This is a genomic window from Pseudomonas sp. Pseusp18 (genome assembly GCF_059506005.1).
Genome location: NZ_CP169240.1, coordinates 3,533,744 through 3,556,323 on the forward strand (window position 1 = coordinate 3,533,744; position 22,580 = coordinate 3,556,323).

21 protein-coding genes and 1 pseudogene are annotated in these 22,580 nt (G+C 60.3%); 8 read left to right on the forward strand and 14 right to left on the reverse strand.

The window, feature by feature from the left end; genetic code table 11:
- The first annotated feature begins 61 nt into the window (after positions 1-61).
- The gene (gene nhaB / locus ACEN9A_RS15875; protein ID WP_064618114.1) at positions 62-1,564 is read left to right on the forward strand and encodes a sodium/proton antiporter NhaB; all 1,503 of its coding nucleotides are present in this window, start codon (positions 62-64) and stop codon (positions 1,562-1,564) included.
- Positions 1,565-1,725: 161 nt separating this feature from the next.
- On the opposite strand, the gene ACEN9A_RS15880 is transcribed toward nhaB, so the two are convergent.
- The 3 genes from ACEN9A_RS15880 to gnd are packed head-to-tail and all read right to left on the reverse strand — an operon-like array spanning position 1,726 to position 5,044.
- Positions 1,726-2,547 carry an HAD family hydrolase gene (locus tag ACEN9A_RS15880; RefSeq protein ID WP_258668544.1) on the reverse strand — a complete coding sequence of 274 codons (822 nt, stop codon included), beginning with the start codon at positions 2,545-2,547 and terminating at the stop codon, positions 1,726-1,728.
- A complete protein-coding gene (gene zwf / locus ACEN9A_RS15885; RefSeq protein WP_258668547.1) occupies positions 2,544-4,067 on the reverse strand; it encodes a glucose-6-phosphate dehydrogenase in 1,524 nt (507 codons plus the stop codon). The genes ACEN9A_RS15880 and zwf overlap by 4 nt, the downstream gene beginning before the upstream one ends.
- Positions 4,064-5,044: a phosphogluconate dehydrogenase (NAD(+)-dependent, decarboxylating) gene (gene gnd, locus ACEN9A_RS15890; protein ID WP_258668549.1), complete on the reverse strand. Its 981-nt coding sequence runs from the start codon at positions 5,042-5,044 to the stop codon at positions 4,064-4,066. Before gnd ends, zwf begins: the two co-directional genes overlap by 4 nt.
- 272 nt (positions 5,045-5,316) lie before the next feature.
- Between gnd and ACEN9A_RS15895 the strand changes: the two genes are divergently transcribed.
- Positions 5,317-5,499 (forward strand): DUF6026 family protein, encoded by a 183-nt coding sequence (locus tag ACEN9A_RS15895; protein ID WP_019579222.1) that lies wholly within the window; start codon positions 5,317-5,319, stop codon positions 5,497-5,499.
- Positions 5,500-5,706: 207 nt separating this feature from the next.
- Complete coding sequence (locus ACEN9A_RS15900; protein WP_258668550.1) at positions 5,707-7,452, forward strand: phosphoethanolamine transferase CptA; 1,746 nt, start codon at positions 5,707-5,709, stop codon at positions 7,450-7,452.
- 225 nt (positions 7,453-7,677) lie between these two features.
- On the opposite strand, the gene ACEN9A_RS15905 is transcribed toward ACEN9A_RS15900, so the two are convergent.
- From ACEN9A_RS15905 to ACEN9A_RS15935, 7 genes and pseudogenes are all read right to left on the reverse strand, one after another.
- Positions 7,678-8,169 carry a GNAT family N-acetyltransferase gene (locus ACEN9A_RS15905; protein WP_018926090.1) on the reverse strand — a complete coding sequence of 164 codons (492 nt, stop codon included), beginning with the start codon at positions 8,167-8,169 and terminating at the stop codon, positions 7,678-7,680.
- 119 nt (positions 8,170-8,288) lie between these two features.
- Positions 8,289-8,870 (reverse strand): annotated as a pseudogene (locus ACEN9A_RS15910) (DinB family protein).
- Positions 8,871-8,888: 18 nt separating this feature from the next.
- The gene (gene zapE, locus ACEN9A_RS15915) at positions 8,889-10,007 is read right to left on the reverse strand and encodes a cell division protein ZapE (RefSeq protein ID WP_258668551.1); all 1,119 of its coding nucleotides are present in this window, start codon (positions 10,005-10,007) and stop codon (positions 8,889-8,891) included.
- Positions 10,008-10,056: 49 nt separating this feature from the next.
- Positions 10,057-10,398: a nuclear transport factor 2 family protein gene (locus ACEN9A_RS15920; RefSeq protein WP_008010768.1), complete on the reverse strand. Its 342-nt coding sequence runs from the start codon at positions 10,396-10,398 to the stop codon at positions 10,057-10,059.
- 52 nt (positions 10,399-10,450) lie between these two features.
- Positions 10,451-11,167, reverse strand: a complete 717-nt coding sequence (locus ACEN9A_RS15925; RefSeq protein WP_019579228.1) for a helix-turn-helix transcriptional regulator — start codon at positions 11,165-11,167, stop codon at positions 10,451-10,453.
- A gap of 276 nt (positions 11,168-11,443) precedes the next feature.
- Positions 11,444-12,403 (reverse strand): agmatinase, encoded by a 960-nt coding sequence (gene speB / locus ACEN9A_RS15930; protein WP_258668553.1) that lies wholly within the window; start codon positions 12,401-12,403, stop codon positions 11,444-11,446.
- Between the two features lie 22 nt (positions 12,404-12,425).
- Entirely contained in the window at positions 12,426-13,517 is a 1,092-nt protein-coding gene (locus ACEN9A_RS15935; protein ID WP_258668554.1) for a polyamine ABC transporter substrate-binding protein, read from the reverse strand.
- A gap of 101 nt (positions 13,518-13,618) precedes the next feature.
- Between ACEN9A_RS15935 and ACEN9A_RS15940 the strand changes: the two genes are divergently transcribed.
- The 3 genes from ACEN9A_RS15940 (at position 13,619) to ACEN9A_RS15950 (ending at position 16,757) form a co-directional block, all read left to right on the forward strand.
- Positions 13,619-14,521 (forward strand): LysR family transcriptional regulator, encoded by a 903-nt coding sequence (locus ACEN9A_RS15940; protein ID WP_258668555.1) that lies wholly within the window; start codon positions 13,619-13,621, stop codon positions 14,519-14,521.
- A 231-nt stretch (positions 14,522-14,752) separates the two neighbouring features.
- Positions 14,753-16,228 carry a nucleobase:cation symporter-2 family protein gene (locus ACEN9A_RS15945; RefSeq protein WP_258674185.1) on the forward strand — a complete coding sequence of 492 codons (1,476 nt, stop codon included), beginning with the start codon at positions 14,753-14,755 and terminating at the stop codon, positions 16,226-16,228.
- Between the two features lie 55 nt (positions 16,229-16,283).
- Positions 16,284-16,757, forward strand: coding sequence for an LEA/WHy family protein (locus tag ACEN9A_RS15950; protein WP_258668556.1), 474 nt, complete (start codon positions 16,284-16,286; stop codon positions 16,755-16,757).
- 235 nt (positions 16,758-16,992) lie between these two features.
- On the opposite strand, the gene ACEN9A_RS15955 is transcribed toward ACEN9A_RS15950, so the two are convergent.
- Together ACEN9A_RS15955 and ACEN9A_RS15960 are read right to left on the reverse strand one after the other, a co-directional pair.
- On the reverse strand, positions 16,993-18,555 hold the full coding sequence (locus ACEN9A_RS15955) for an alkaline phosphatase D family protein (RefSeq protein ID WP_258668557.1): 1,563 nt from the start codon (positions 18,553-18,555) through the stop codon (positions 16,993-16,995).
- Positions 18,556-18,799: 244 nt separating this feature from the next.
- Entirely contained in the window at positions 18,800-19,723 is a 924-nt protein-coding gene (locus ACEN9A_RS15960) for a carbon-nitrogen hydrolase family protein (protein WP_258668559.1), read from the reverse strand.
- A gap of 85 nt (positions 19,724-19,808) precedes the next feature.
- Between ACEN9A_RS15960 and ACEN9A_RS15965 the strand changes: the two genes are divergently transcribed.
- Positions 19,809-20,729, forward strand: coding sequence for a LysR family transcriptional regulator (locus ACEN9A_RS15965; protein WP_258668561.1), 921 nt, complete (start codon positions 19,809-19,811; stop codon positions 20,727-20,729).
- Here ACEN9A_RS15965 and ACEN9A_RS15970 read toward each other — a convergent pair.
- Positions 20,722-20,973 carry a hypothetical protein gene (locus ACEN9A_RS15970; protein ID WP_007937833.1) on the reverse strand — a complete coding sequence of 84 codons (252 nt, stop codon included), beginning with the start codon at positions 20,971-20,973 and terminating at the stop codon, positions 20,722-20,724. The two genes, ACEN9A_RS15965 and ACEN9A_RS15970, sit on opposite strands and share 8 nt — an antisense overlap.
- A gap of 208 nt (positions 20,974-21,181) precedes the next feature.
- Between ACEN9A_RS15970 and ACEN9A_RS15975 the strand changes: the two genes are divergently transcribed.
- Positions 21,182-21,499 (forward strand): ElaB/YgaM/YqjD family protein, encoded by a 318-nt coding sequence (locus tag ACEN9A_RS15975; RefSeq protein WP_258668564.1) that lies wholly within the window; start codon positions 21,182-21,184, stop codon positions 21,497-21,499.
- Between the two features lie 34 nt (positions 21,500-21,533).
- Here ACEN9A_RS15975 and ACEN9A_RS15980 read toward each other — a convergent pair whose 3' ends face one another.
- Positions 21,534-22,574, reverse strand: coding sequence for an Ldh family oxidoreductase (locus tag ACEN9A_RS15980; protein ID WP_258668566.1), 1,041 nt, complete (start codon positions 22,572-22,574; stop codon positions 21,534-21,536).
- Positions 22,575-22,580 lie beyond the last annotated feature (6 nt).

The window sequence follows — 22,580 nt, forward strand, 5'->3', positions numbered from 1 at the left end:
GCACTTGATCTTCCCTTCCGCTTACGGCAAGTTGCGCGCTTCTTAATACAAGGAGTAGCCGATGTCCGGCTCAATGGCCCAGGCCTTCGCACACAATTTTCTTGGGCATTCACCCCGCTGGTACAAAGCCAGCATTATCGGATTCCTGATTCTCAACGCCCTGGTGTTGTGGACGATCGGTCCGGTGGCGGCCGGCTGGTTGTTGGTGCTGGAGTTCATCTTCACCCTGGCCATGGCGCTCAAGTGTTACCCGCTGATGCCCGGCGGGTTGCTGCTGATCGAAGCTCTGCTGCTGAAAATGACCACGCCCCAGGCGCTCTATGACGAACTGGTGCACAACTTCCCGGTGATCCTGTTGCTGATGTTCATGGTGGCGGGCATCTACTTCATGAAAGACCTGCTGCTGTTTCTGTTCTCCCGCCTGTTGCTGGGAGTTCGCTCCAAGGCGCTGCTGGCGTTGATGTTCTGTTTCCTGTCAGCGTTTCTCTCGGCGTTTCTCGATGCATTGACCGTGACCGCGGTCATCATCAGCGCGGCCGTGGGGTTTTACTCGGTGTATCACCGCGTCGCCTCGGGCAACGATCCGCGTCAGGACAGTGAGTTCGGCGATGACCGGCAGTTGCCGACGTTGCACCATGCCGACCTCGAACAATTCCGCGCCTTCCTGCGCAGCCTGCTGATGCACGGCGCGGTCGGCACAGCGTTGGGTGGTGTTTGCACGCTGGTTGGCGAGCCGCAAAACCTGCTGATCGGCCATGAGATGGGCTGGCACTTTGCCGAGTTCTTTCTGAAGATCGCCCCGGTGTCGTTGCCGGTGCTGGCAGCGGGCCTTGTGACCTGCGTACTGCTGGAGAAACTGCGCTGGTTCGGTTACGGCACGCTGCTGCCGGACAACGTGCGAGCGGTGCTGGCCAACTACGCCGCCGAAGACAACGCCGAGCGTACTTCGCGTCAGCGCGCCGCATTGCTGGTTCAAGGGGCGGCGGCGCTGATTCTGATTGCCGGGCTGGCGTTTCACATCGCCGAAGTCGGCCTGATCGGCTTGATGGTGATCGTGCTGATCACCGCGTTTACCGGTATCACTGACGAACACCGCCTCGGCACCGCCTTCAAGGACGCCATGCCGTTCACCTCGCTGCTGGTGGTATTTTTCGCCGTGGTGGCGGTGATTCACGATCAGCAACTGTTCGCGCCGCTGATCCAGTGGGTGTTGACGCTGCCGGCGGACCAGCAGCCGGGCATGCTGTTTATTGCCAATGGCTTGCTGTCGGCCATCAGCGACAACGTGTTCGTCGCGACCATTTACATCACCGAAGTGAAACAGGCATTCATCTCCGGCCACATGAGCCGCGAACACTTTGAAACCCTGGCGATTGCGATCAATACCGGAACCAACCTGCCGAGCGTGGCGACGCCTAATGGTCAGGCGGCGTTCCTGTTCCTGCTGACCTCGGCGATTGCCCCGCTGATTCGTCTATCGTACGGGCGGATGGTGTGGATGGCGCTGCCATACACCGTGGTGATGGGGGTTCTTGGCTGGTATGCGGTAAGTTACTGGCTGTAGCAGCCAATGTAGGAGCCGTAGGAGCCGTAGGAGCCGTAGGAGCCGTAGGAGCCGTAGGAGCTGTCGAGTGAAACGAGGCTGCGATCTTTTGATTTTGATTTTTTAAGATCAAAAGATCGCAGCCTCGTTTCACTCGACAGCTCCTACAATCGGTTGTGTATTCAGCGCTTGAGGATGTATCGCTCGATCGCCTGGGCCGCGCCGTCTTCGGTATTGGCCCCGGTCACCACGTCGGCCTGACGCTTCACCGCCTCTTCCGCCTGCCCCATGGCGATCGACAACCCGGCACGATGAAACATCGCCGGGTCATTGCCGCCGTCGCCCATGGCGGCGGTCTGTTCCAGCGACACCCCGAGAAACCCGGCCAGTGTCGCCAGTGCCGCGCCCTTGTTGGCCTGCATCGCGGTCACGTCCAGATAGACCGGCTGCGAACGCGACACCTGCGCCTGGCCTTCGACCTTGGCCAGCAACCGCGCTTCCAGCTCGATCAACAGTTCGGTGTTGTTGCTGGCAGCGACGATCTTGTCGATGCGTGCCAGGCAAGGCTCGAAACTCTCGACCACCACCGGCGGATAACCCAGGCCATGTTGTTCTCGCGGGACCATCGGGCCGTTCGAGTCCTTCAACAGCCAGTCACCACCGCTGAACACCCAGACTTCAATATCCGGCTGATCGGCAAACAGCGCCAGCGCCGTCAGCGCCGCCGTTGCCGGCAAATAATGCGCCACCAGCAAACTGCCATCCGGGTTGACGATCGTGCCGCCATTGAACGCCGCCGTTGGCAAATCAACGCCCAGGGCTTCGATTTGCTGCAACATGGCTTTTGGTGGACGCCCGGTGGCCAGGCTGAACAGCACGCCGGCGTCACGCAAGGCGCGGACGGCCTCGATGGTGCGCTGGCTGAGGCTGTGATCGGGCAGCAACAACGTGCCGTCCATGTCACTGAGCAGAAAACGGATGGGTTGTTGCGTGACGTCCCTCATCCGAGGCTGTGCCAGACGCGACCGTCGCGGGTCAGCAGCTCATCAGCGGCCTGTGGCCCGTCTTCGCCGGCCGCATAGCGCTCCAGGGTTGCGTCCTGCTGCCAGGCGTCGAGAAACGGCTGCACGGCACGCCAGCCGTTCTCGATGTTGTCGGCACGCTGGAACAGCGTCTGATCGCCGGTGAGGCAATCGTAGATCAAGGTTTCATAGCCAGTGGACGGCTGCATTTCAAAGAAATCCTTGTAGGCAAAGCCCAGCTCGATATTGGCCATGTTCAACGCCGGTCCCGGCCGTTTGGCCAGCAGGTCGAACCACATGCCTTCGTTGGGCTGGATCTGGATCCGCAGGTAGGTCGGCTGCAGTTCTTCGACTTCGGTATCGCGGAACTGCGCGTACGGCGCCGGCTTGAAGCAAATGACGATCTCGGTGTCGCGCACGCTCATGCGCTTGCCGGTCCGCAGGTAGAACGGCACGCCGACCCAGCGCCAGTTGTCGATCATCACTTTGAGCGCGACATAGGTTTCGGTGGTGCTGTCGGGCGCGACGTTGGCTTCGTCACGATAACCGCGCAGCGAATTGCCATCGATTTCGCCGGCGGTGTATTGGCCGCGCACTGAGTTGGCTCGCGCTTCCTCGATCGACCAGGGGCGAATCGCGCCGATGACTTTGGCCTTCTCGCCGCGTACCGCATCGGCGCCGAACGCCGCCGGTGGCTCCATGGCGACCATCGCCAACAATTGGAACAGGTGATTGGGCACCATGTCCCGCAGGGCGCCGGTGACCTCATAAAAACTGCCACGGGTTTCCACGCCGACGGTTTCGGCGGCGGTGATTTGTACGTGGTCGATGTAATGATTGTTCCAGAAGGCTTCGAACAGGCTGTTGGAGAATCGGCTGACCAGAATGTTCTGCACGGTTTCCTTGCCCAGATAGTGATCGATCCGGTAGATCTGCTTTTCCGTCATCACTTTGAGCAAGCACGCGTTCAAGGCTTCGGCGGTGTACAGATCCGAGCCGAAAGGCTTTTCGATCACCACCCTTCTGAACGCTTCAGGGGCTTCTTGCAACAATCCGGCAGCCCCGAGACGCCGCACCACTTCGCTGAAAAAGCGCGGGGCGGTGGCCAGGTAGAAGATGGCGTTGCCGGTGCCGCTGGCGTCGATTTTCGCCGCCAGCGCGTCATAAGTGCGTTCATCCAGGAAATCGCCCTGGACATAGCTGATGTGATTGGCCAATTTTGCCCACAACGCCGGATCAAGGGCCTGATCGCCCTTGCCGACCTTGGCTGCCACTTCCGCCCGAATGAAATCTTCGAGTTTTTTGGCAAAGGCTTCGTCACTGATGGCGTTGTGATCAACGCCGACGATCCGCAGTCCATTCCCCAGCAAACCATCGCGACTCAGGTTGTACAGCGCCGGCATCAGCAGGCGCTTGACCAGATCACCATGGGCACCGAACAAAAACAGCGTGGTGGGCGGTGCGGGTTCTGCCTTGGATTTCCTGCGGATCACGTGGGTCATTTTTTCGCAGTCTCCACATGGCCGCCGAAGCCGAAGCGCTGGGCCGAGAGAATCTTGTCGCCAAAGTTGCCTTGCCCGCGCGAACGGTAGCGAGAGAACAGCGAGTTCGACAGCACCGGTACCGGCACCGCTTGTTCCATGGCGGCTTCGATGGTCCAGCGCCCTTCACCGCTGTCGGCCACTTCACCCGAGTAGCCGTCGAGTTTCGGATCGGACGCCAGCGCATCGGCGGTCAGGTCGAGCAGCCAGGACGAGACCACGCTGCCACGACGCCAGACTTCGGCGATGTCAGCCACGTTCAGGTCGAAACGCTGATCTTCCGGCAGGTTGGTGCTGGCTTTGGTCTTGAGGATGTCGAAGCCTTCGGCGAAGGCCTGCATCATTCCGTATTCGATGCCGTTATGGATCATTTTGACGAAGTGGCCGGCGCCGGCGGGGCCTGCGTGGATGTAACCGCGCTCGGCGCGATCGTCATCGGACTTGCGATCCTTGGTGCGCGGAATGTCGCCCATACCCGGGGCCAGGGACTCGAACAACGGGTCAAGACGCTTAACCGTCTCGGCATCGCCGCCGATCATCATGCAGTAGCCACGTTCCAGGCCCCAGACGCCGCCGGAGGTGCCGACGTCGATGTAATGCAGACCTTTTTCCGACAGGGTTTTGGCCCGACGGATATCGTCCTTATAGAAGGTGTTGCCGCCATCGATGATGGTATCGCCCTCTTCAAGCAGGGTGCTCAGGGTGTCGATGGTGTCTTCGGTCGGTGCGCCGGCGGGCAGCATGACCCACACCGCGCGCGGCTTGGCCAGGCCAGCGACCAGGGCTGGCAAATCGGCGACGCCGGTAGCGCCCTCTTCGGCCAGGGTGTCGACAAAAGCGGTATTGCGGTCGTAAACAACGGTGGTGTGCCCGTTGAGCATCAGGCGCCGCGCAATATTACCGCCCATGCGGCCCAGTCCAATAATCCCGAGTTGCATGTACTGATGCTCCCTACTACAAATAAAGTGTGTCTAAGGTTATAGCCCAACGCGACTAGTGAAGGTTAGTCCAGAGCGGCGGGATGAAGTTTCCGGGCATTGTGCCCGATCCAGACTGATAACGTCGGGAATCGTGCCGAAGACACAACGACAATGAAAAATAAAAAAGTTCCCTTCAGGGGCAAAAGAAATCAAAATTGGCGCCGATAGTAAGTGAGCACCCGATTTCGGGAGCCGACTTACAGTTGATACCGCCATTTGCGAGGTGAGCAATGGGCACCGTACACACCGCACTGCCAGCACAAACCCTTTACGTCACGATCCGTCGCGATGAACTGCGCCAGTTGAAAGACGAGCGCGATCAGTTGAAACGGGAAGTTGCGCAATTGCGCCTGCTGACCCAAGGCAATCAGGCTCAGCCCTTGCCCATCACCCAACGTGCTCCTCACGCCTGATCTCCTCGCCTGCTCCTTCGTTTGAGAGAAGGGATCAGCCGCCGCTGTTTCCTTCTCGCTGCAATCCTGACCGCTTCGACAACTCACAAAGTTTTCACACTTGCTTGGCGATACTCCGGCCCTTTGTGGCTGCTTGCTTTGCGAGCGGCATCCGTTCGTCTGTAACAAGGAGAGTGCCGACGGCCGATCATCAGGCTGGAGTGTTGAATGGCTTTGTTTAAACGCAGCAAAACGTCTGCGAATGGTTTTGATTGGGCAGGATTTCTCTGGTTATTTCTGTTCTTCTGGTATTTCTCCGGTATCACCCAACTGCTGATTCAACTGACGGGCACCTCCGGTTTTAGCGGGTTCCGCCAGGCCTTTGTGATGAGCGCCGTCTGGCTCGCGCCAATGCTGTTATTCCCCAAACAAACCCGTGTGATGTCCGCGCTGATCGGCGTGGTGCTGTGGGCCTGCTCGATGGCCAGCCTGGGTTATTTCTTCATCTATCAGCAGGAATTCTCCCAGAGCGTCATCTTCATCATGTTCGAATCGAACGTGTCTGAAGCCGGCGAGTACATGACGCAATACTTTGCCTGGTGGATGGTACTGGCGTTCCTCGCCCACACCGCGTTCGCGTATTTCCTTTGGACCCGCGTGCGTCCGGTGTACCTGCCACGCGTCCAGGCGCTGATTGCAGCGACGGCGATTGTGCTGGCCGTGATCGGTTACCCGCTGATCAAGCAGACCGCGCACACCGGCAGCCTGGCGGAAGGCTTCGATAAATTCGAAACCCGCATCGAGCCCGCCGTGCCGTGGCAGATGGCCGTGGCCTATCACCGTTACCTCGGTACCCTGGCCGGCATGCAAGACATGCTCGACAGCGCCAGCAAGATCCCGCCGCTGAAGAACTTCACCGACTCGATGGCCAATCAGCCGGCGACCCTGGTGCTGGTGATCGGCGAGTCCACCAACCGTCAGCGCATGAGCCTGTACGGCTACCCGCGGGAAACCACCCCGGAACTGGACAAGCTCAAGGACCAACTGGCGGTTTTCGATAACGTCATTACCCCACGCCCCTACACCATTGAAGCGCTGCAGCAGGTGCTGACGTTCGCCGACGAAGAAAACCCGGACCTCTACCTGACGACACCGTCATTGGTCAGCATGATGAAACAGGCGGGTTACAAAACCTTCTGGATCACCAACCAGCAGACCATGACCAAGCGCAACACCATGCTCACGACCTTCTCTGAACAGGCCGACGAGCAGGCGTACCTGAACAACAACCGCAACCAGAACGCCGCCCAGTACGATGGCGATGTGATCGAGCCGTTCAACAAGGCGCTGGCCGATGCGGCGCCACGCAAGCTGATCGTCGTGCATTTGCTCGGCACGCACATGAGCTACCAGTATCGTTACCCGCCGACGTTCAACAAGTTCACCGACCGCAACGGCGTGCCGGACGGCGTGCGTGACGATCAGGTGCCGACGTACAACAGCTATGACAACGCGGTGTTGTACAACGACTTCGTGGTCTCGAGCCTGATCAAGGACTACGCCAAGACCGATCCAAACGGCTTCCTGCTGTACCTCTCCGACCACGGCGAAGACGTGTTCGACTCCGCTGGCCACAACACCCTGGGCCGCAACGAGAACAAGCCGACCGCGCCGATGTACACCATTCCATTCATGGCCTGGGCCTCGCCGAAATGGCGCGAAAGCCATGACTGGAGTTTTGCCGCTGATCTGGGTCGGCCGTACAGTAGCTCCCAGCTGATTCACACCTGGGCGGATCTGGCCGGCCTGAGTTTCGACGAACTGGACCGCAGCAAAAGCCTGGTCAGCGACAGCTTCAAGCCTCGGCCATTGATGATTGGCAACCCTTACGAGCGTGAGCAGCGGCCGTTGATCGACTTCAGCCTGATAAAACCCAAGGCCGCGCCGGTCGCCCCGGCAGTCGTTAAGCAGTAGTTTTGAAGAACCCGCGACCTGTAGCGCTGTAGCAGCTGTCGAGCACCGCGAGGCAGCGTTCGGCGGCGCAGCCGTCGTAAAATCAGGCGCTGCGGTCTGTCAGACACACTGTGCATTCAGGATTTACGACGGCTTCGCCGCCGAACGCTGCCTCGCGGTGCTCGACAGCTGCTACAGATGAATTAAGGGCGTCCTGATGGGTGCCCTTTTTTATGGCTCGGAGGACTAAAGCGCTTTGGTCCAGAACAGCATCCGGCCGTGCGCCGGGTCGAACATGCCGGGTGAAAAACCGAATTTGCCATAAGACGCCTGGGCCACTGGATTGCCTTCCAGCACTTCCAGGGTGATTTTGCAGCAGCCGCGCTGACGTGCGATGTCCTCGACTTTGTGCAGCATTTTCTGGCTCAGTCCCAACCCGCGAAACTTCGACACCACGACCACATCGTGCACGTTGACCAATGGCCGACAGGCAAAGGTCGAAAAGCCTTCGAAGCAATTGACCAGCCCTGCCGGCTCGCCACCGACAAACGCCAATACACTGAAGGCATGGGGCCGCTTGGCCAGCTCCCCCGGCAGTTGTTGCAACACATGGGTGGGCAACGACTTACCGCCACCCATTGGGTCTTCGGCGTAATGGTTCAATACAAGACAAATCGCCTCGGCATGTGTCGGGTTGCTGTAACTGGCCTGAAGCACAAGAATTTCTGCGGATTCCATTTCCACCCTCGATCACACATGAAGTTGCCCCAGTTCGCTTCTTGCGCACTGAAAGGTCCTGCGACATTATCGCGAGCGCCGGGGTGCCGACAACCGGATCCCGTTGTAATTTCGCACTTTCAAGCGCCCCAGATCAGTGCCTCGGTCCATCCCAGCTCGGCAAAGTCCTCGGCCCTCAACCCCGCCTCACCGGCACAGAAGAACTCGTCCAGTTGCGGCGGCTTGACCGACGTACCACTGAGCATCGCGTGAACCTGCCCGCGATGGTGAATCTGGTGCTCGAACAGATGGGACAGCAGGCGTAATCGGCTGTCGTGTTGCGGGGTATCGCGCGCAATGGTCACGATTCGCCCGAGCTCTGCGTCACGCAATTGCTCGCAGTAGGCGATCAGTCAACGGTCGACCACCGCTTGCTCGCGCTTGAGATCGGCGCCGTCGGTGAATGGCTCATCCTGGTTGAAAAACACATAGCAATCGGGATGCGGCTCGTCACCGCGCAACTCCCGCTCCAGGGCGTCCGCATAGAACCAGTCGCACGTCAGAATGTGGTTGAGGGTTGCGCGCAGGCTGGGGAAGAAACTGACGCGCGGCGCCGCCAGCTCAGCCGGGCTCAGTTGCATCCAGGCCTTGGCCAGTCGGTGATTGGCCCAGGCGTTCTGATAGGCCATGGTCAGCAAATGGTGGGACAAGGGCTGATTCATGTTCACTGCTCCCGGACATCAAGCCTCGGCAAAACGTTTTAGCTGCATCTCCTGCAAACGGCTGAGGGTGCGGCGAAACGGGAATTCCAGATAGCCCTCGGTGTACAGCGCCTCCATCGGCACCTGCGCTTCGAGGTACAGCGGCACCTTGCGGTCGTAGCATTCGTCCACCAGGGCAATGAACCGCCGCACACCGTCGTCATGCACCGATAACTGCGGCAACTCGCGATCCCCCGCCGCCACCCGCTCGACACCGTCTTCAGTGCCGCGGGCGATGCGCCCTTCGCGTTTTTGCGCGCTGAGATTAGGCACGTCACTCAACAGAATAGCGCTGAAGGTGTCGCACAGGGCCATGAAGTCCATGGCGGCAAAAGGCTGCTCGCAGACCTCGGCGTAACGACACCAGAGCACAGTTCGACTGGCCTGCATGACATTGACCGAACGGTAGCCGATCTGCACCGGAGCGCTGGACAGCGTCTGGCCGACGGTCAAGGCCTTGAACACGTCGCCGAGTGCGCCGGGCTGACCCGAAACGTTCACCCAATAACGCTGCAGGCCGGCGCCGGGGTGCAGACGATGATCTTCTCCACCGTCCACCGCAATCACCTGCATGTGCTGCTTGATCGCGCTAATCGCCGGCACAAAGCGGTCGCGGTTGAAGCCATCGGCGTACAGCTGATCCGGCGGTTGGTTGGAGGTGCAGACCACCACCACGCCCTGTTCGAACATCACCTGGAACAAGCGCCCGAGAATGATCGCGTCACCGATGTCGTTGACGAACAGTTCATCGAAACACAGCACCCGCACTTCCTGGCTCAGCTCGCGGGCCAGGGCCTTCAGCGGGTCGGCGGTGCCGGTCAACTGGAAGGAGCGCTGATGCACCCAGCCCATAAAGTGGTGAAAGTGCTGCCGCCGGGCCGGGACGCGCAGGTTTTGATAGAACTGATCCATCAACCAGGTCTTGCCCCGCCCGACCGGGCCCCAGAGGTACACGCCGGTGATGGGCGCGCGGCCTTCCTGCAAGGCTTCGTGGCATTTTTGCAGCGCCCACACGGCATGTTCCTGGGCTTCGTCCTGGACGAAGCCCTTCTGTTCGATGGCGTGTTGCCAGGCGGTTAAGGGAGAGTCGACATTCATGCACGGCAGTATACGTCTCTATAGCGGCTCGCCAAGCCTGGGCCGGTGGTTACAGAGAGATGTCCAGCCGGGCGATCTTGCCCTGTTCATTGAGGCGGAACATATAGCGCAATTCCAGCGGGCTGCCGGGAAAAGTGCCGGAGATCAGGTTGTGCACCAGCACTTTGCCGGTGCGCTGTTGAACGTCAAGCACCTCGACCCGCGGCTGATAACGTTGTGCTGTGTCTTGCATCCATTGGGCGATGGCTTGCGTGCCGACCTGATGCTGCCCCTCATCGAACACGTTGGCATCCTCAGCGAAAAAACTGGCGACCCTCGAGGTGTCGCGAGCATTGGCGGCAGCAATGTAGGCGGCAATGGCGGGGGCCAGTGAAGAGGCTGGATTGGACATGTTTACGGCTCCTTGTGAGTTGATTCTGGAGCCATGCTAAAACAAGCCAGTGTCAGTTCTTGTCAGGAGTGAAACGCCCTGCTTCGTCCAGTTGCATCTGCTTGCGCCAGGTGCGCAACAGGTCGCTGCGCCGCCCCGGATAGCGCTCACCCTGTTCACTGGCAGCCGAGATCCGGTCAGTGCGGAACGTGCGATAGGCACTGCGCAACTCACACCAGGCGACGATGATCCGCACCTCATTGAGAAACCCCAGGGCCAGTGGCCAGATCAACCGTTGGCTGGGCACCTGGTTGGCGTCTGCGTAATCGATATGCAACTTGGCCTGATCGCGGATGGCCTGGCGAAACACATTCAATGGCACGGCATTTTGCGGATAGCCATATCCCGGCGGGCCCGGCAGCACCGTTGGGTTGCGCAAGGCGTCCTGGGCCGTCGGGTCGAGCACCGCGGCGATTTTTGCCAGGGCATCGGCCGCAGCTTTGCTCAAGACCTCATCGCCACGCTGATCCACGTAGCGCAAACCGAGCACGATGGCTTCGGTTTCATCGGCATTGAGCATCAAGGGCGGCAGAAACAGACCGCTGCGCAACACATAGCCGATCCCCGCTTCACCAAAAATCGGCGCGCCGAGTGCGGTGAGTTCAGCGATGTCTCGGTACAGCGTGCGTTCGGAAATCTCCAGCTCGCTGGCCAATGTCGCGGCAGTCACCGGACGACTTTTGCCCCGCAGCACTTGTAACAAGGTCAGTAAACGAGTGGTTCGCGACACGGTCGGCAGGCTCCTTTCTGGAAGTCGCCGGAGCTTAGCAGAGGCTACTGTCAGAAAGTGGCAGGAGCGAAAGTCTGACACAGCCCGGAGCGGGTTTATGTGGCGAGGGGGCTTGCCCCCGTTGGGGTCCGAAGCGCCCCTAAAACCAGCCTTCGCGGTCTTGCATCAGAAAATGCAGTGACCGGTTTACGATTGCTTCGCAATCGAACGGGGCGGTGCGGCGGTCCGACAAGCCCCCTCGCCACACAAGCCCCACCCGCCACATCGGCTTGCCCGTTACCGATCGACCTTATGCCTGGCCGCATACAAACACAGCATTTCCATGGCCAGGGTCGCCGCAGCCAGTGAGGTAATGTCGGCGTGGTCGTAGGCCGGTGCCACCTCCACCACGTCCATCCCCACCAGGTTGATCCCGCGCAAGCCGCCGAGAATCTCCAGCGCCTGCACCGTGCTCAAGCCGCCGCACACCGGCGTCCCGGTGCCGGGCGCGAAGGCTGGGTCGAGGCAGTCGATGTCGAAGGTCAAATACACCGGGTGATCGCCGACCCGCGCACGAATCGCCTCGACAATCGCCTCGCACCCTTGCCGATGAACCTGCCGCGCATCCAGCACCTGAAAGCCCTGATGATCGTCATTGGTGGTGCGCAAGCCGATTTGCACCGAACGCGACGGATCCACCAGCCCTTCCCTGGCCGCATGCCAGAACATCGTGCCGTGATCGACACGCTTGCCCTCTTCATCCGGCCAGGTGTCGCTATGGGCATCGAAGTGAATCAATGACAACGCGCCATGCTGGCGGGCATGGGCCTTGAGCAGCGGATAACTGATGAAGTGATCGCCGCCGAAGGTCAGCATCGCGCAACCGTTATCCAGGATGTGCCCGGCGTGGGCTTCAATGCTTTCCGGCACCGAATGCGGCGCGCCGTAATCGAAGGCGCAATCGCCGTAGTCGATCACCGCCAAGTGATCGAACGGGTCGAACGTCCACGGCCAATGGCGTTCCCAGGCGATCCCGGTGGACGCCGCCCGAATGCCGCGTGGTCCGAAACGCGCACCGGGGCGGTTGCTGGTGGCGGTATCGAACGGCACGCCGCTGACCACCACGTCGACGCCACGCAAGTCGCGGCTGTAGCGCCGACGCATGAAGCTGGTGATTCCGGCGTAGGTGCTTTCGGCGGCAGTCCCGTAAAGACTGTCGCGGGTCATGGCCTGATCGTTCTGTGCAGGGACATCCATGGGTGTGTTCCTTATTGTTGGCTTATTGACGGCTACGGAAAGTGGTCCACAGGCGGGTGCGCTGACGCATGTCCTTGAGGCTCATGCTGCGGTCGGCGTACAGCCGCTCACGCACCTCGGCCTGCGGGTAGATGTCGGGATCGCTGCGCACCGCCTCATCCACCAGTGGCGTCGCCGCCTGATTGGCCGTGGCGAAGAACAGCGTATTGGTCAGTGCGGCAACGGATTCGGGGCGCAACATGAACTCGATGAAGGCTCGAGCGGCTTCGGGGTGCGGCGCATCCTTGGGAATTGCCAGGTTGTCCTGCCATACCAGTGTGCCTTCACGTGGAATGCGGTAAGCCACCTCGAACGGTTTATTGGCCTTGCGCGCCTGATCGGCGGCCATGCTCGCGTCACCGTTGTAGGTCAGTGCCAGGCAAACGCTGCCATTGGCCAGATCATTGATCTGCCGCCCGGTGGCGACGTACAGCACCGACGGCTGTAGCTGACGCAACAGGGCGTCGGCGGCTGTCAGATCAGCCTTGTCGGTGCTGTAGGGATCTTTACCCAAATAATGCAACGCCAGGCCAATCACCTCTTGCGGCGAATCGAGAATCGCGATGCCGCAGTCTTTCAGTTTGCTGGCGTATTCGGGCTTGAACAGCAGGTCCAGGCTGTTGAGCGGTATGTTGGGCAAGCGTTGTTTTGCCGCTTCAACATTCATCCCTAGCCCGAGCGTGCCCCAGGTGTAAGGCACGCCATAGCGATTGCCGGGATCGACCGCCGCCAGTTTTTCCAGCATGTCCGGGTCGAGGTTGGCGTACCCCTTGAGGCCATCGTGCGGAATTTCCTTCAGCGCTCCCGCCGCCAGGCCGCGCGCCAGGACACTGGACGACGGCACCACCACGTCGTAACCGCTGCCGCCGGTGAGCAGTTTGGTTTCCAGCACTTCCGGCGTATCGAACGTGTCGTAGCGCACGTGGATGCCGGTTTCCTTTTCGAAGCGCTGCAAGGTCTCGGGCGCCACGTAATCGGCCCAACTGTAGAGATTGAGGACTTTTTCCTCAGCCTGGGCCGGCATGGCCATGGCGAGGAACAGCGCGGGTAAACACAGCTTGAAGAGCGGAGCCATGACGAACACCTGACCGGAGGAAGTGGTTGCAGGATGCGTCGTCGGTTACATTGGAAAAATACCAGGTTAGTTATCCTGACTTTATTGCGGAGTAATGTTTGATGCTTGGCCAACTGCATGATCTGGACCTGCACCTGCTGCGCCTGTTTGTCAGCGTGGTGGAATGCGGAGGCTTCAGCGCGGCCCAGGGTGAGCTGGGGCTGAGCCAGTCGAGCATCAGCCAGCAGATGGCCAAGCTCGAAACCCGGCTCGGTTATCGCCTGTGCAGTCGCGGCAAGGGCGGGTTCAAGATCACGCCCAAGGGCGAACAGTTGCTCGTTGCCACCCGCGCCTTGTTCGAATCAATCGAAGCGTTCCGCCATCAATCCAACGGCGTGGCCGGACGCTTGATTGGCGAAGTGCGCCTGGGCTTGTCCGAAGCGCTTGATCAGTCGGTGCTGCAACGGGTGGCCGAGGCGATCCGACGCTTTCGCGATCGGGACGAATCGGTGCGCATCGAGTTGATCAGCGCCATGCCCGGCGAAATGGAACGGCTGTTGCTGCAACAACGGCTGGACTTGGCGATCGGCTATTTCTCACAGGCGCAGCGTGCTTTTGACTACCGTGAACTGTTCACCGAAACCCAGCACCTGTACTGCGCCTCCGGGCATCCGCTGTTCACCGATGACGCACCTGACGATCAAGCGCTCCAGGCCTGCGACCGGGTCGATCACCCCTATCGTTTCCTGCGCAGCGATGAGCCGTTTCAGGGGAAGCTCTGTTCAGCGCGATCCGAACAGGTCGAAGGCACCCTTGCCTTTATTCTGTCCGGCAAGCACGTGGGTTACTTGCCCGATCACTTCGCCCGTAGCTGGGAAGACAAAGGGTTGCTCCGTGCCGTGCGCCAGGGCGATATGAGTTTCGAGGTGGCGTTCCACCTGGCGCGCCATCGCGCACAAGTGCCGGGGGATGCGCAAAAGGCCTTTGAAGAGGATCTGCTTGCGGCATTCGCGGCGCCCGTTTGATCTCCTGTGGCGAGGGAGCTTGCTCCCGTTCGGCTGCGCAGCAGTCGCAAACCCACTATATGCGGTTTGACTGGCCGATTTTGGGGCCGCTTCGCAGCCCAGCGGGAGCAAGCTCCCTCGCCACAGGTGTTGTGCATGCCCCCTGTACCGTTTAGCGTTGCCCTCGATGCCCACGGCTGGCATCCTGCGCTCCCTTTTCCGACCGGCCCGCCTTCTGGCACGCACCTGACCATGACCGCAGCTGAACAAACCGCTTCCCCACGCCACAACGATCTGATTTACGGCCTCGACGACCGCCCTCACCTGACTGCCACGGTCTTCGCCGCCCTGCAACACGTACTGGCGAGTTTCGTCGGCATCATCACTCCGACGCTGATCATGGGCAGCGCCCTGGGCCTGCAAAGTGAAGTGCCTTATCTGATCAGCATGGCGCTGTTCGTCTCGGGGCTGGGCACGTTTGTGCAGGCGCGGCGGTTCGGTCCGGTAGGCTCCGGCCTGTTGTGCCTGCAAGGCACCAGTTTCTCGTTCATTAGCGTGATTCTTAGCGCCGGGTTCATGGTCAAGGCGCGAGGCGGCGGCACCGATGAAATCCTGTCGACGATTTTCGGCGTGTGCTTTTTCGCCGCGTTCATCGAAGTGGTGTTGAGCCAGTTCATCGGCAAGCTGCGGATGCTGATCACCCCGGTGGTGACCGGCACCATCATCACCCTCATGGGCCTGTCGCTGATCAAGGTCGCCATGACCGACATCGCTGGCGGTTTCGGTGCGGCGGATCTCGGTGCGGCCAGCCACCTGGCGCTTGCCGCACTGGTGCTGGGGACTATCGTGGTGTTGAACCGGGTGGACGTGCCGTTCCTGCGCCTGGGAGCAATCGTCATCGGCCTCGCCCTCGGCTATGCGGTCGCGTGGTTCATGGGCCAGGTCGATTTCGCCAGCCTGCCCGCCGTGCCGCTGATGAGCGTGCCTGTGCCGTTCAAGTACGGTTTCTCCTTCGATTGGGTGGCGTTTGTGCCAGTGGCGGTGATTTTCCTGGTGTCGCCCCTCGAAGCCGCTGGTGACCTGACCGCCAACTCGATGATTTCCCGGCAGCCGGTCAAAGGCCCGGTGTATATCCGTCGGATCAAGTCCGGGCTGCTGGCCGACGGCCTCAATTCAGCCATGGCGGCGGTGTTCAACAGCATGCCGATGGTGACCTTCGCCCAGAACAACGGGGTGATTCAGCTCACTGGCGTGGCCAGCCGTTATGTGGCGTTTTTCATTGCCGGTCTGTTGGTGCTGCTGGGCTTGTTCCCGATGATCGGCGCCGTGCTGCAATTGATGCCGAAACCGGTGCTCGGCGGTGCCGAACTGGTGATGTTCGGCACCGTAGCGGTGGCCGGAATCAAGATCCTCGCCGAGGCAGGCCTGCATCGGCGCAACATGCTGATCGTGGCGATTTCCCTCGGCATGGGCCTGGGTGTCGCGGCGGTGCCTGAAGTCTTGCGCGAGCTGCCGAAGGCGCTGCACAACATCTTCGAATCGCCGATCACTGTCGGTGCGTTGTGCGCTATCGTGCTGAATATCTTCCTGCCCGAAGAGTTCATCGAGCTGGAAGAAGACGAGTTCGACCCGGAAGCCTCGGTGCTTCAGGTGATGCAGAACCCGGATGTTCCGGCCAAAGGTGAACCCACGTCGCCTGTGGTTGTCGCACAGTTGAACCGTCCGTAATGCTCAAAGGCCGAGCTTTGAGCGGTTCGGCCTTTTTCTTTACGAGAATATGTTCATGCGCAGATTGCTAGCCCTGTCCCTATCCCTTCTATTGCTCTCCCTGAGCGCCTGCGCCTTGTTCCCCAGTCGCGACCCGCTGCACATCAACGTGGTCGGTATCGAGCCGCTGCAAAGCCAGGAGCTGGAAGTGCGCTTCGCGGTAAAACTGCGCGTGCAGAACCCCAATGAAACCGCGATCGCCTACAACGGCGTGGCGCTGGATCTAGAGGTTAATGGCCGACCACTCGCCTCCGGCGTCAGCGACCAGTCGGGCTCGATCCCGCGATTCTCCGAAGCAGTCATAGTGGTGCCGGTGAGTATTTCGGCGTTCACGGTGCTGCGTCAGACCCTCGGATTGAGTCAGACACAAACCCTGGACAATCTGCCCTACGTACTGCGCGGCAAACTGGCTGGCGGCGCGTTCGGCACGATGCGTTTTGTCGATCGCGGGAAGCTCAGCCTGCCGGGTTCGACCTCCGGCACCTGGTAACGCGCTAGTAACGTAATTCTGTTCACTTACGCCGTAATGCGATCTGTAGCAGCTGTCGAGCCTGCGAGGCTGCGTTCGGCTGCGAAGCAGTCGTCAAATAAGACAATGCGGTGCATCAGATACACCACGGCAGCCGGACTCACGACTGCTGCGCAGCCGAACGCAGCCTCGCAAGCTCGACAGCTGCTACAAGGAATGCGTCGCGGCTGAAATCGCTTAAGTGAACCGCAGCACGCTAGGTAACGGGGTCGATCACCTGCGTCACACTATGCTTCAGACCTTCTACGTGCCAGTTGGCCCATAGTCGGGTCTTGCCGTTGCCGCCTTCATCCGGCTCGATCGCCAACCAGTTTCGAGCGGCGATCAGGTAACGCCCCCTCGCGCCAACAGGCAACATGGTTCCGGTGATCCCGTAATCGATCTGTTCCTGGTTGCCACCGATGGACTCCAGAAAGTGCACCGCCAACACCGGTGGCGCAGGATGCACGACGCCGGTGGAAATCAATTGGTAGATTTTCCCTGCGCCATCGATGCCATGCCGGGGCAACTTCGATTCGATCACACAGGCCCCGGCCACATGAACATCGCCGGACACCAGCGTGACCTTGCATGATTGGGCTTTGGCGAAATCCAGCAGCCGCATGATCAACCGCTTGCGTTCACTGCGGTGCGGCAGGCTTCGCCAGTGGTCGCGTAAATCGTCCTCGAGCTCCTGTTGCCCCACCATCACGTCCAGCGCCTTTTCGGCCGCCTGCAAATCAAGGTAGCCCACCGGAATACTCGACATCAGCAACAGGTGCTTGTGCGCAGGGACCTTGTCCAGCCAGGCATAAATCGCATCCCAACTGACCGGGGAAATAACCCGGGTTTGTTGGGCCTGCGGGGTGGTCAAGTCCGGCGCACGTTCGCTGCGCAAATCGGGAACCAGCAATGCCAATTCGCCCAGGCCGGTGAACCCCAGGTGAAAGCCGTCAGCGGTGCCGGGAATCGCGCACGGATGAGTATCAGCAGACGGTTTGAGGTGAGGATGGGTCTGGATCAGTTGCTGCTGGAAAATCCTGAAATAGCGTTTGGCCGTGGCAAACAGCCCCTGGAACACCGGGCTTGAATGTAATACCTCATCGTAGGAACCCCAGCCATCGATGATGTCATGGTCATCCCACATCATCACCGTCGGAATGGCGCCGAACACCCTGGCCATCTCGGGCTGTTTCCAGCATTCCAGGTAGAGCCTGGTGAAGAACTTGTCCAGATCGGCTTCGATCACCTTGCTGTAAGCGGCCTTTTGACGGTCGGCGAAGGGTTTGGCGAACCATGCTTTCATCGACGGCACACTGCTGCGCATGTCGTCGCTATAAACCTGATCGCCGCCCATCAACAGCAGATGATAGGGCTCGCCCTGGTGAGCGCCCCACATGTGCTCCCAACGCTCGTTATTCCGGTCTACCTTCTCCATCTCCTTGGGGTCGGAGAAACCGTTGCACGACACATAGGCAATGCGCGGCGACTGGCCCTTGGCCGGAACGACGAAGTTGGCCTGCGCACTGTCTACGGTAACCGTGTAACTGGTGGCAACGGCCTGATCCTGCGCCGCCTTGAAATCAATGCGCCAGACCCGGGAATTAGGGTTCAGCAGCGGGATATCGGCGATGGCCAAGGGTGTGTCGGCAGTCACACCCTTGGGCACTTTTACCGTGGGTGGAGGCCCGCCCAAGGGTGAAACCACCAGGGCAGACACGTTGTAGACATTATTGTTGATGCCACGAAACTGCAGAATCGGGCCTAGTAACAAACTCATGGCGAGTCCATCCGTTGACAGGGGTGTGAACACCTGAAGACTAGACGAAGCGCACTCATCAGTCATGCCTACCCTTGTGGCGAGCGAGCTTGCTCGCGCTGGGCTGCGTAGCGGCCCCAAAAATCTGACAACCACTGCGAGTTTTTGTGAGTGCTACGCACTCAAGCGGGAGCAAGCTCCCTCGCCACAGGTTTCTCTGACTCGAGACACTCCTAAGTGAACTGCATTGGCCCTTCTACTGGGTTTATGTGTTGAACCGCACGCCCGGTTTGGCTCGTTCATCCACCGTCAACTCAAACACATCCGGGCGCGCATAGTGCCCGACCACGTCGTAGTCGTACCGGGCGCGGATCAGGTCATCGGTGTCGATTTCGGCGGTCAGCAATCCCGCCTCGCCACGCAGCGGCCCGGCGAGAATGTCGCCCATCGGCCCGACAATCACGCTGCCGCCGGCAATCAGCGGGCGCTCCGCCGGCCAGTTGGCGATGTCCACGCCCAAGGCTTGCGGCGAGTCCTGAACCTGACAGGCGCTGACCACGAAACAGCGTCCTTCATGGGCAATGTGGCGCATGCTGACCTGCCACATTTCCCGCTCGTCCACGGTCGGCGCGCACCAGACCTCCACGCCTTTGGCGTACATCGCGGTGCGCAGTAACGGCATCATGTTTTCCCAGCACACCACCGCGCCGATCCGCCCGACCTGGCTGTCGATCACCGGCAAGGTCGAGCCATCACCCTTGCCCCAGATCAGTCGTTCGGTGCCGGTGGGCATCAGTTTGCGGTGCTTGGCAACCAGCCCTGCCTGCGGGTCGAAATACAGCGCGGTGCAGTACAAGGTGCTGCCGGCGCGTTCGATCACACCGATCACGAGGTTGGCCCCGGTGCGGGCGGACAACCCGGCCAAGGCGTCGGTCTCGGTACCGGGCACGTCGATGGCATTGGCGAAATACCGGGCAAACGCTTCACGACCTTCCGGCAGTCGATAGCCGAGTTGCGTGCCAAAACCCTCGCCTTTGGGGTAGCCACCGAGCAACGCCTCAGGCATGACCACCAACGCCGCGCCGGATTCGATAATGGCGGTTTCCCAGGAGAGGATTTGATCGAGGGTGTCGGCCTTGCCGCCGGGCAAGGCGCCGATTTGCAGGGCAGCAACAATTGACTTGGGCATTACGGTGGCTCCGTCAGTAATGAGGTGTTGCTCATTCTCCGGCGCCACAGGATCATGAATAAAGCCCGACTCACTGCTGAATGATATGAACCAAATGAATATCGCCACCGTCGATCTCAACTTGCTCAAAGTCTTCGAAGCGCTGCATGAGGAGTCCAGCGCCAGCCGTGCCGCGCTACGTCTTGGCGTGACGCAGTCGGCGGTCAGCGCGGCATTGCGCCGGCTGCGCGAGGTGTATGGCGATCAATTGTTCGTGCGCACTGGCCGAGGTCTTGCGCCGACGCTCAAGGCCAACCAGCTGAAACCGGTGGTCAGCGATGCACTGAACAAATGCCGCCAGAGCCTGGCGATGGTCGATCCAGCGGCCCATCATTACGACGGGCGCTCGGTCACGGTGGGCTTGTCGGATGATTTCGAAATCGCCTACGGGCGACGATTGATCGAAGACATCGCTCACCGTGCGCCGAAACTGCGACTGATCTTTCGCCAGACCCACAGCCAGATCGTCGCCCGGGCCTTGATGGAACGCAGTATCGATCTGGCGATCACCGCAGGCGGGTTTGCCGAGCGTTTACTCAGCCGTCAGGTGTTGGGTGAAGGGGGTTATCTGTGTCTGGTGGATCCCCTCAGCTTGGCCGAGGGGCAACAAATCCTCAGCCTTGATGAGTTCGTCGCCCGCGAGCACATTCTGGTGTCTTCGGGCGGTTTTATCGGGATTACCGATGAAGGCCTGGCGGCGTTGGGATTGAGTCGGCGGGTATGCGCGTCGACCACGCATTTTGCCGCGTTGCCGTATCTGCTCAAGGGCAGTCAGGCGGTGGCGACCATTCCGGCCCATGCGGCGCAAAGCATTGCGGCGCTCAGTGGACTGGCGTTGCTGCCCTGCCCTTTGGCGCTGCCGCGTTACCCGATCGAACTGGGCTGGCGCACCAGCACGCAGCTCGATCCGGTGGTGTTGAAAGTGCGTGAAGCGATTGCCGCGATCTTTTCCGGGGCGTTTATTTAGCGGCCATCAAGCGATTGACTTCACTGCGCACCATGTTCGCGAATTCCGGCGGCGACATGCCGTCGAGTTCGGAGCGTACCCATTCCGCCCATTTGCCTTTGCGCTTGGCGCGCTCACCGAACAACCGAGCGGCTTCGCCCTTGGCTTTGCCCAGGTTGTTTTGCCAGAGTTCGAACAGACGGGATTTTTCATCTTCAAGCGCTGCGCGCTCGGCGAGGGGTTTGTCGGCCAGATTGAAGCTCATGGGGAATTACCTGCTGCGTAAAATAGGCGACATCTTACACTGTAGGAAGAAATGTCCTGCGCTGGATTTTATCGTTCCCACGCGCAGCAACGGAATGCCTCAATGGACGCTCTGCGTCCGCTTGAGCCACCTCACAAAATAGCTGCAACTTTTTCAATCGCCGCAGACTCCATTGCTCACTGTCCATTCACTGTAAGGAGTACACCAAATGGCTCGCAAAACCGTCGATCAAGTCGCCGATGATCAAATCAAGGATCAGGTCTTCAGCGAACTTCAGGCCCTGATCGAAGAGTCGGAAAAACTGCTGAAAAGCAGTGCCTCACTGGTCGGAGAAGAAGCGGACACCCTTCGAGGACAAATCGCCCAGAAACTCCAGCAGGCCCGGGACTCGGTGACCAGTGTTCGTGACCGGACCAAACCCGCGGTCGACGCCACCGAGATCTACATTGGCGGCCATCCATGGCAAACCGTGGCCATCTCTGCGGGTTTCGGCCTGGTGGTTGGTCTGTTGTTGGGTCGGCGTTGAACCATTGACCACTGCGAAACCTGTGGGAGCAGGCTCAGAGCCCAGCCAGTTCCCGCAGATTCGCCAGCGTCTGTGGATCGAGCGCAATGCCTTCAACATTGGCTTTGGCGCGTTGCAGGTGACGCCGATCACCCGGTAACCGCTTGAGCCCCACACCATGCATCTGCCGGACCAGTTCCTGACTGCGTTCGGCAAAGTTTTGCCCCGCCGATTTGCTCGGGTCGATCACGATCAGCAGTTGCCCGGTCCAGGGGGTTTTGGCCCCCGGATGGTTCGACCAGTCGAACTCGAAAGAAAAATTGCCACCCGTCAATGCCGCCGCCAACAACTCCACCATCATCGACAGCGCCGAGCCCTTGTGCCCACCAAACGGCAGCAACGCGCCGCCTTCGAGAATGGCTTTCGGGTCCTGAGTCGGCTGGCCGAGGCTGTCCACACCCATGCCCGCTGGCAAGCGTTCGCCTTTGCGCGCGGCGATCTGCACGTCGCCATGGGCGATGGCGCTGGTCGCTAGGTCGAAGACAATCGGCGCACCGTCGGCCCTGGGCGCGGCGAAGGCAATCGGGTTGGTCCCGAACAGCGGACGATCGGCACCGTGCGGCACCACGCAGGTCATGCTGTTGACCACGCTCAGTGCCACCAGCCCTTCATCGGCAAACGGCTCGACGTCCGGCCACAAAGCGGCGAAGTGATGGGAATTGCGGATCGCCAACACCGCAATGCCGGCACTGCGGGCTTTTTCCACCAGCAAGGGCCGCGCCGCCGCGAGAGCCGGTTGGGCAAATCCATTACCGGCGTCAACCCGGACAAAACCCGAGGCCACGTCCTCGACCACCGGCACGGCCTGGCCATTGACCCAGCCGCTCTGCAACGTCGACACATAACCGGGAATACGGAAAACACCGTGACTGTGGGCGCCATCGCGTTCGGCGCTGGCGCAGTTGAGGGCCAGGGTTCTGGCGACATCGGCTGAGGTGCCATGGCGCAGGAAAATCTGTTCGAGCAATTGAACGAGCGCGCCGAAATCGAGGTTTTGGGTGTTCGAATTGACGGCCATTTCAGGCGATGCGGTCATCTGAAG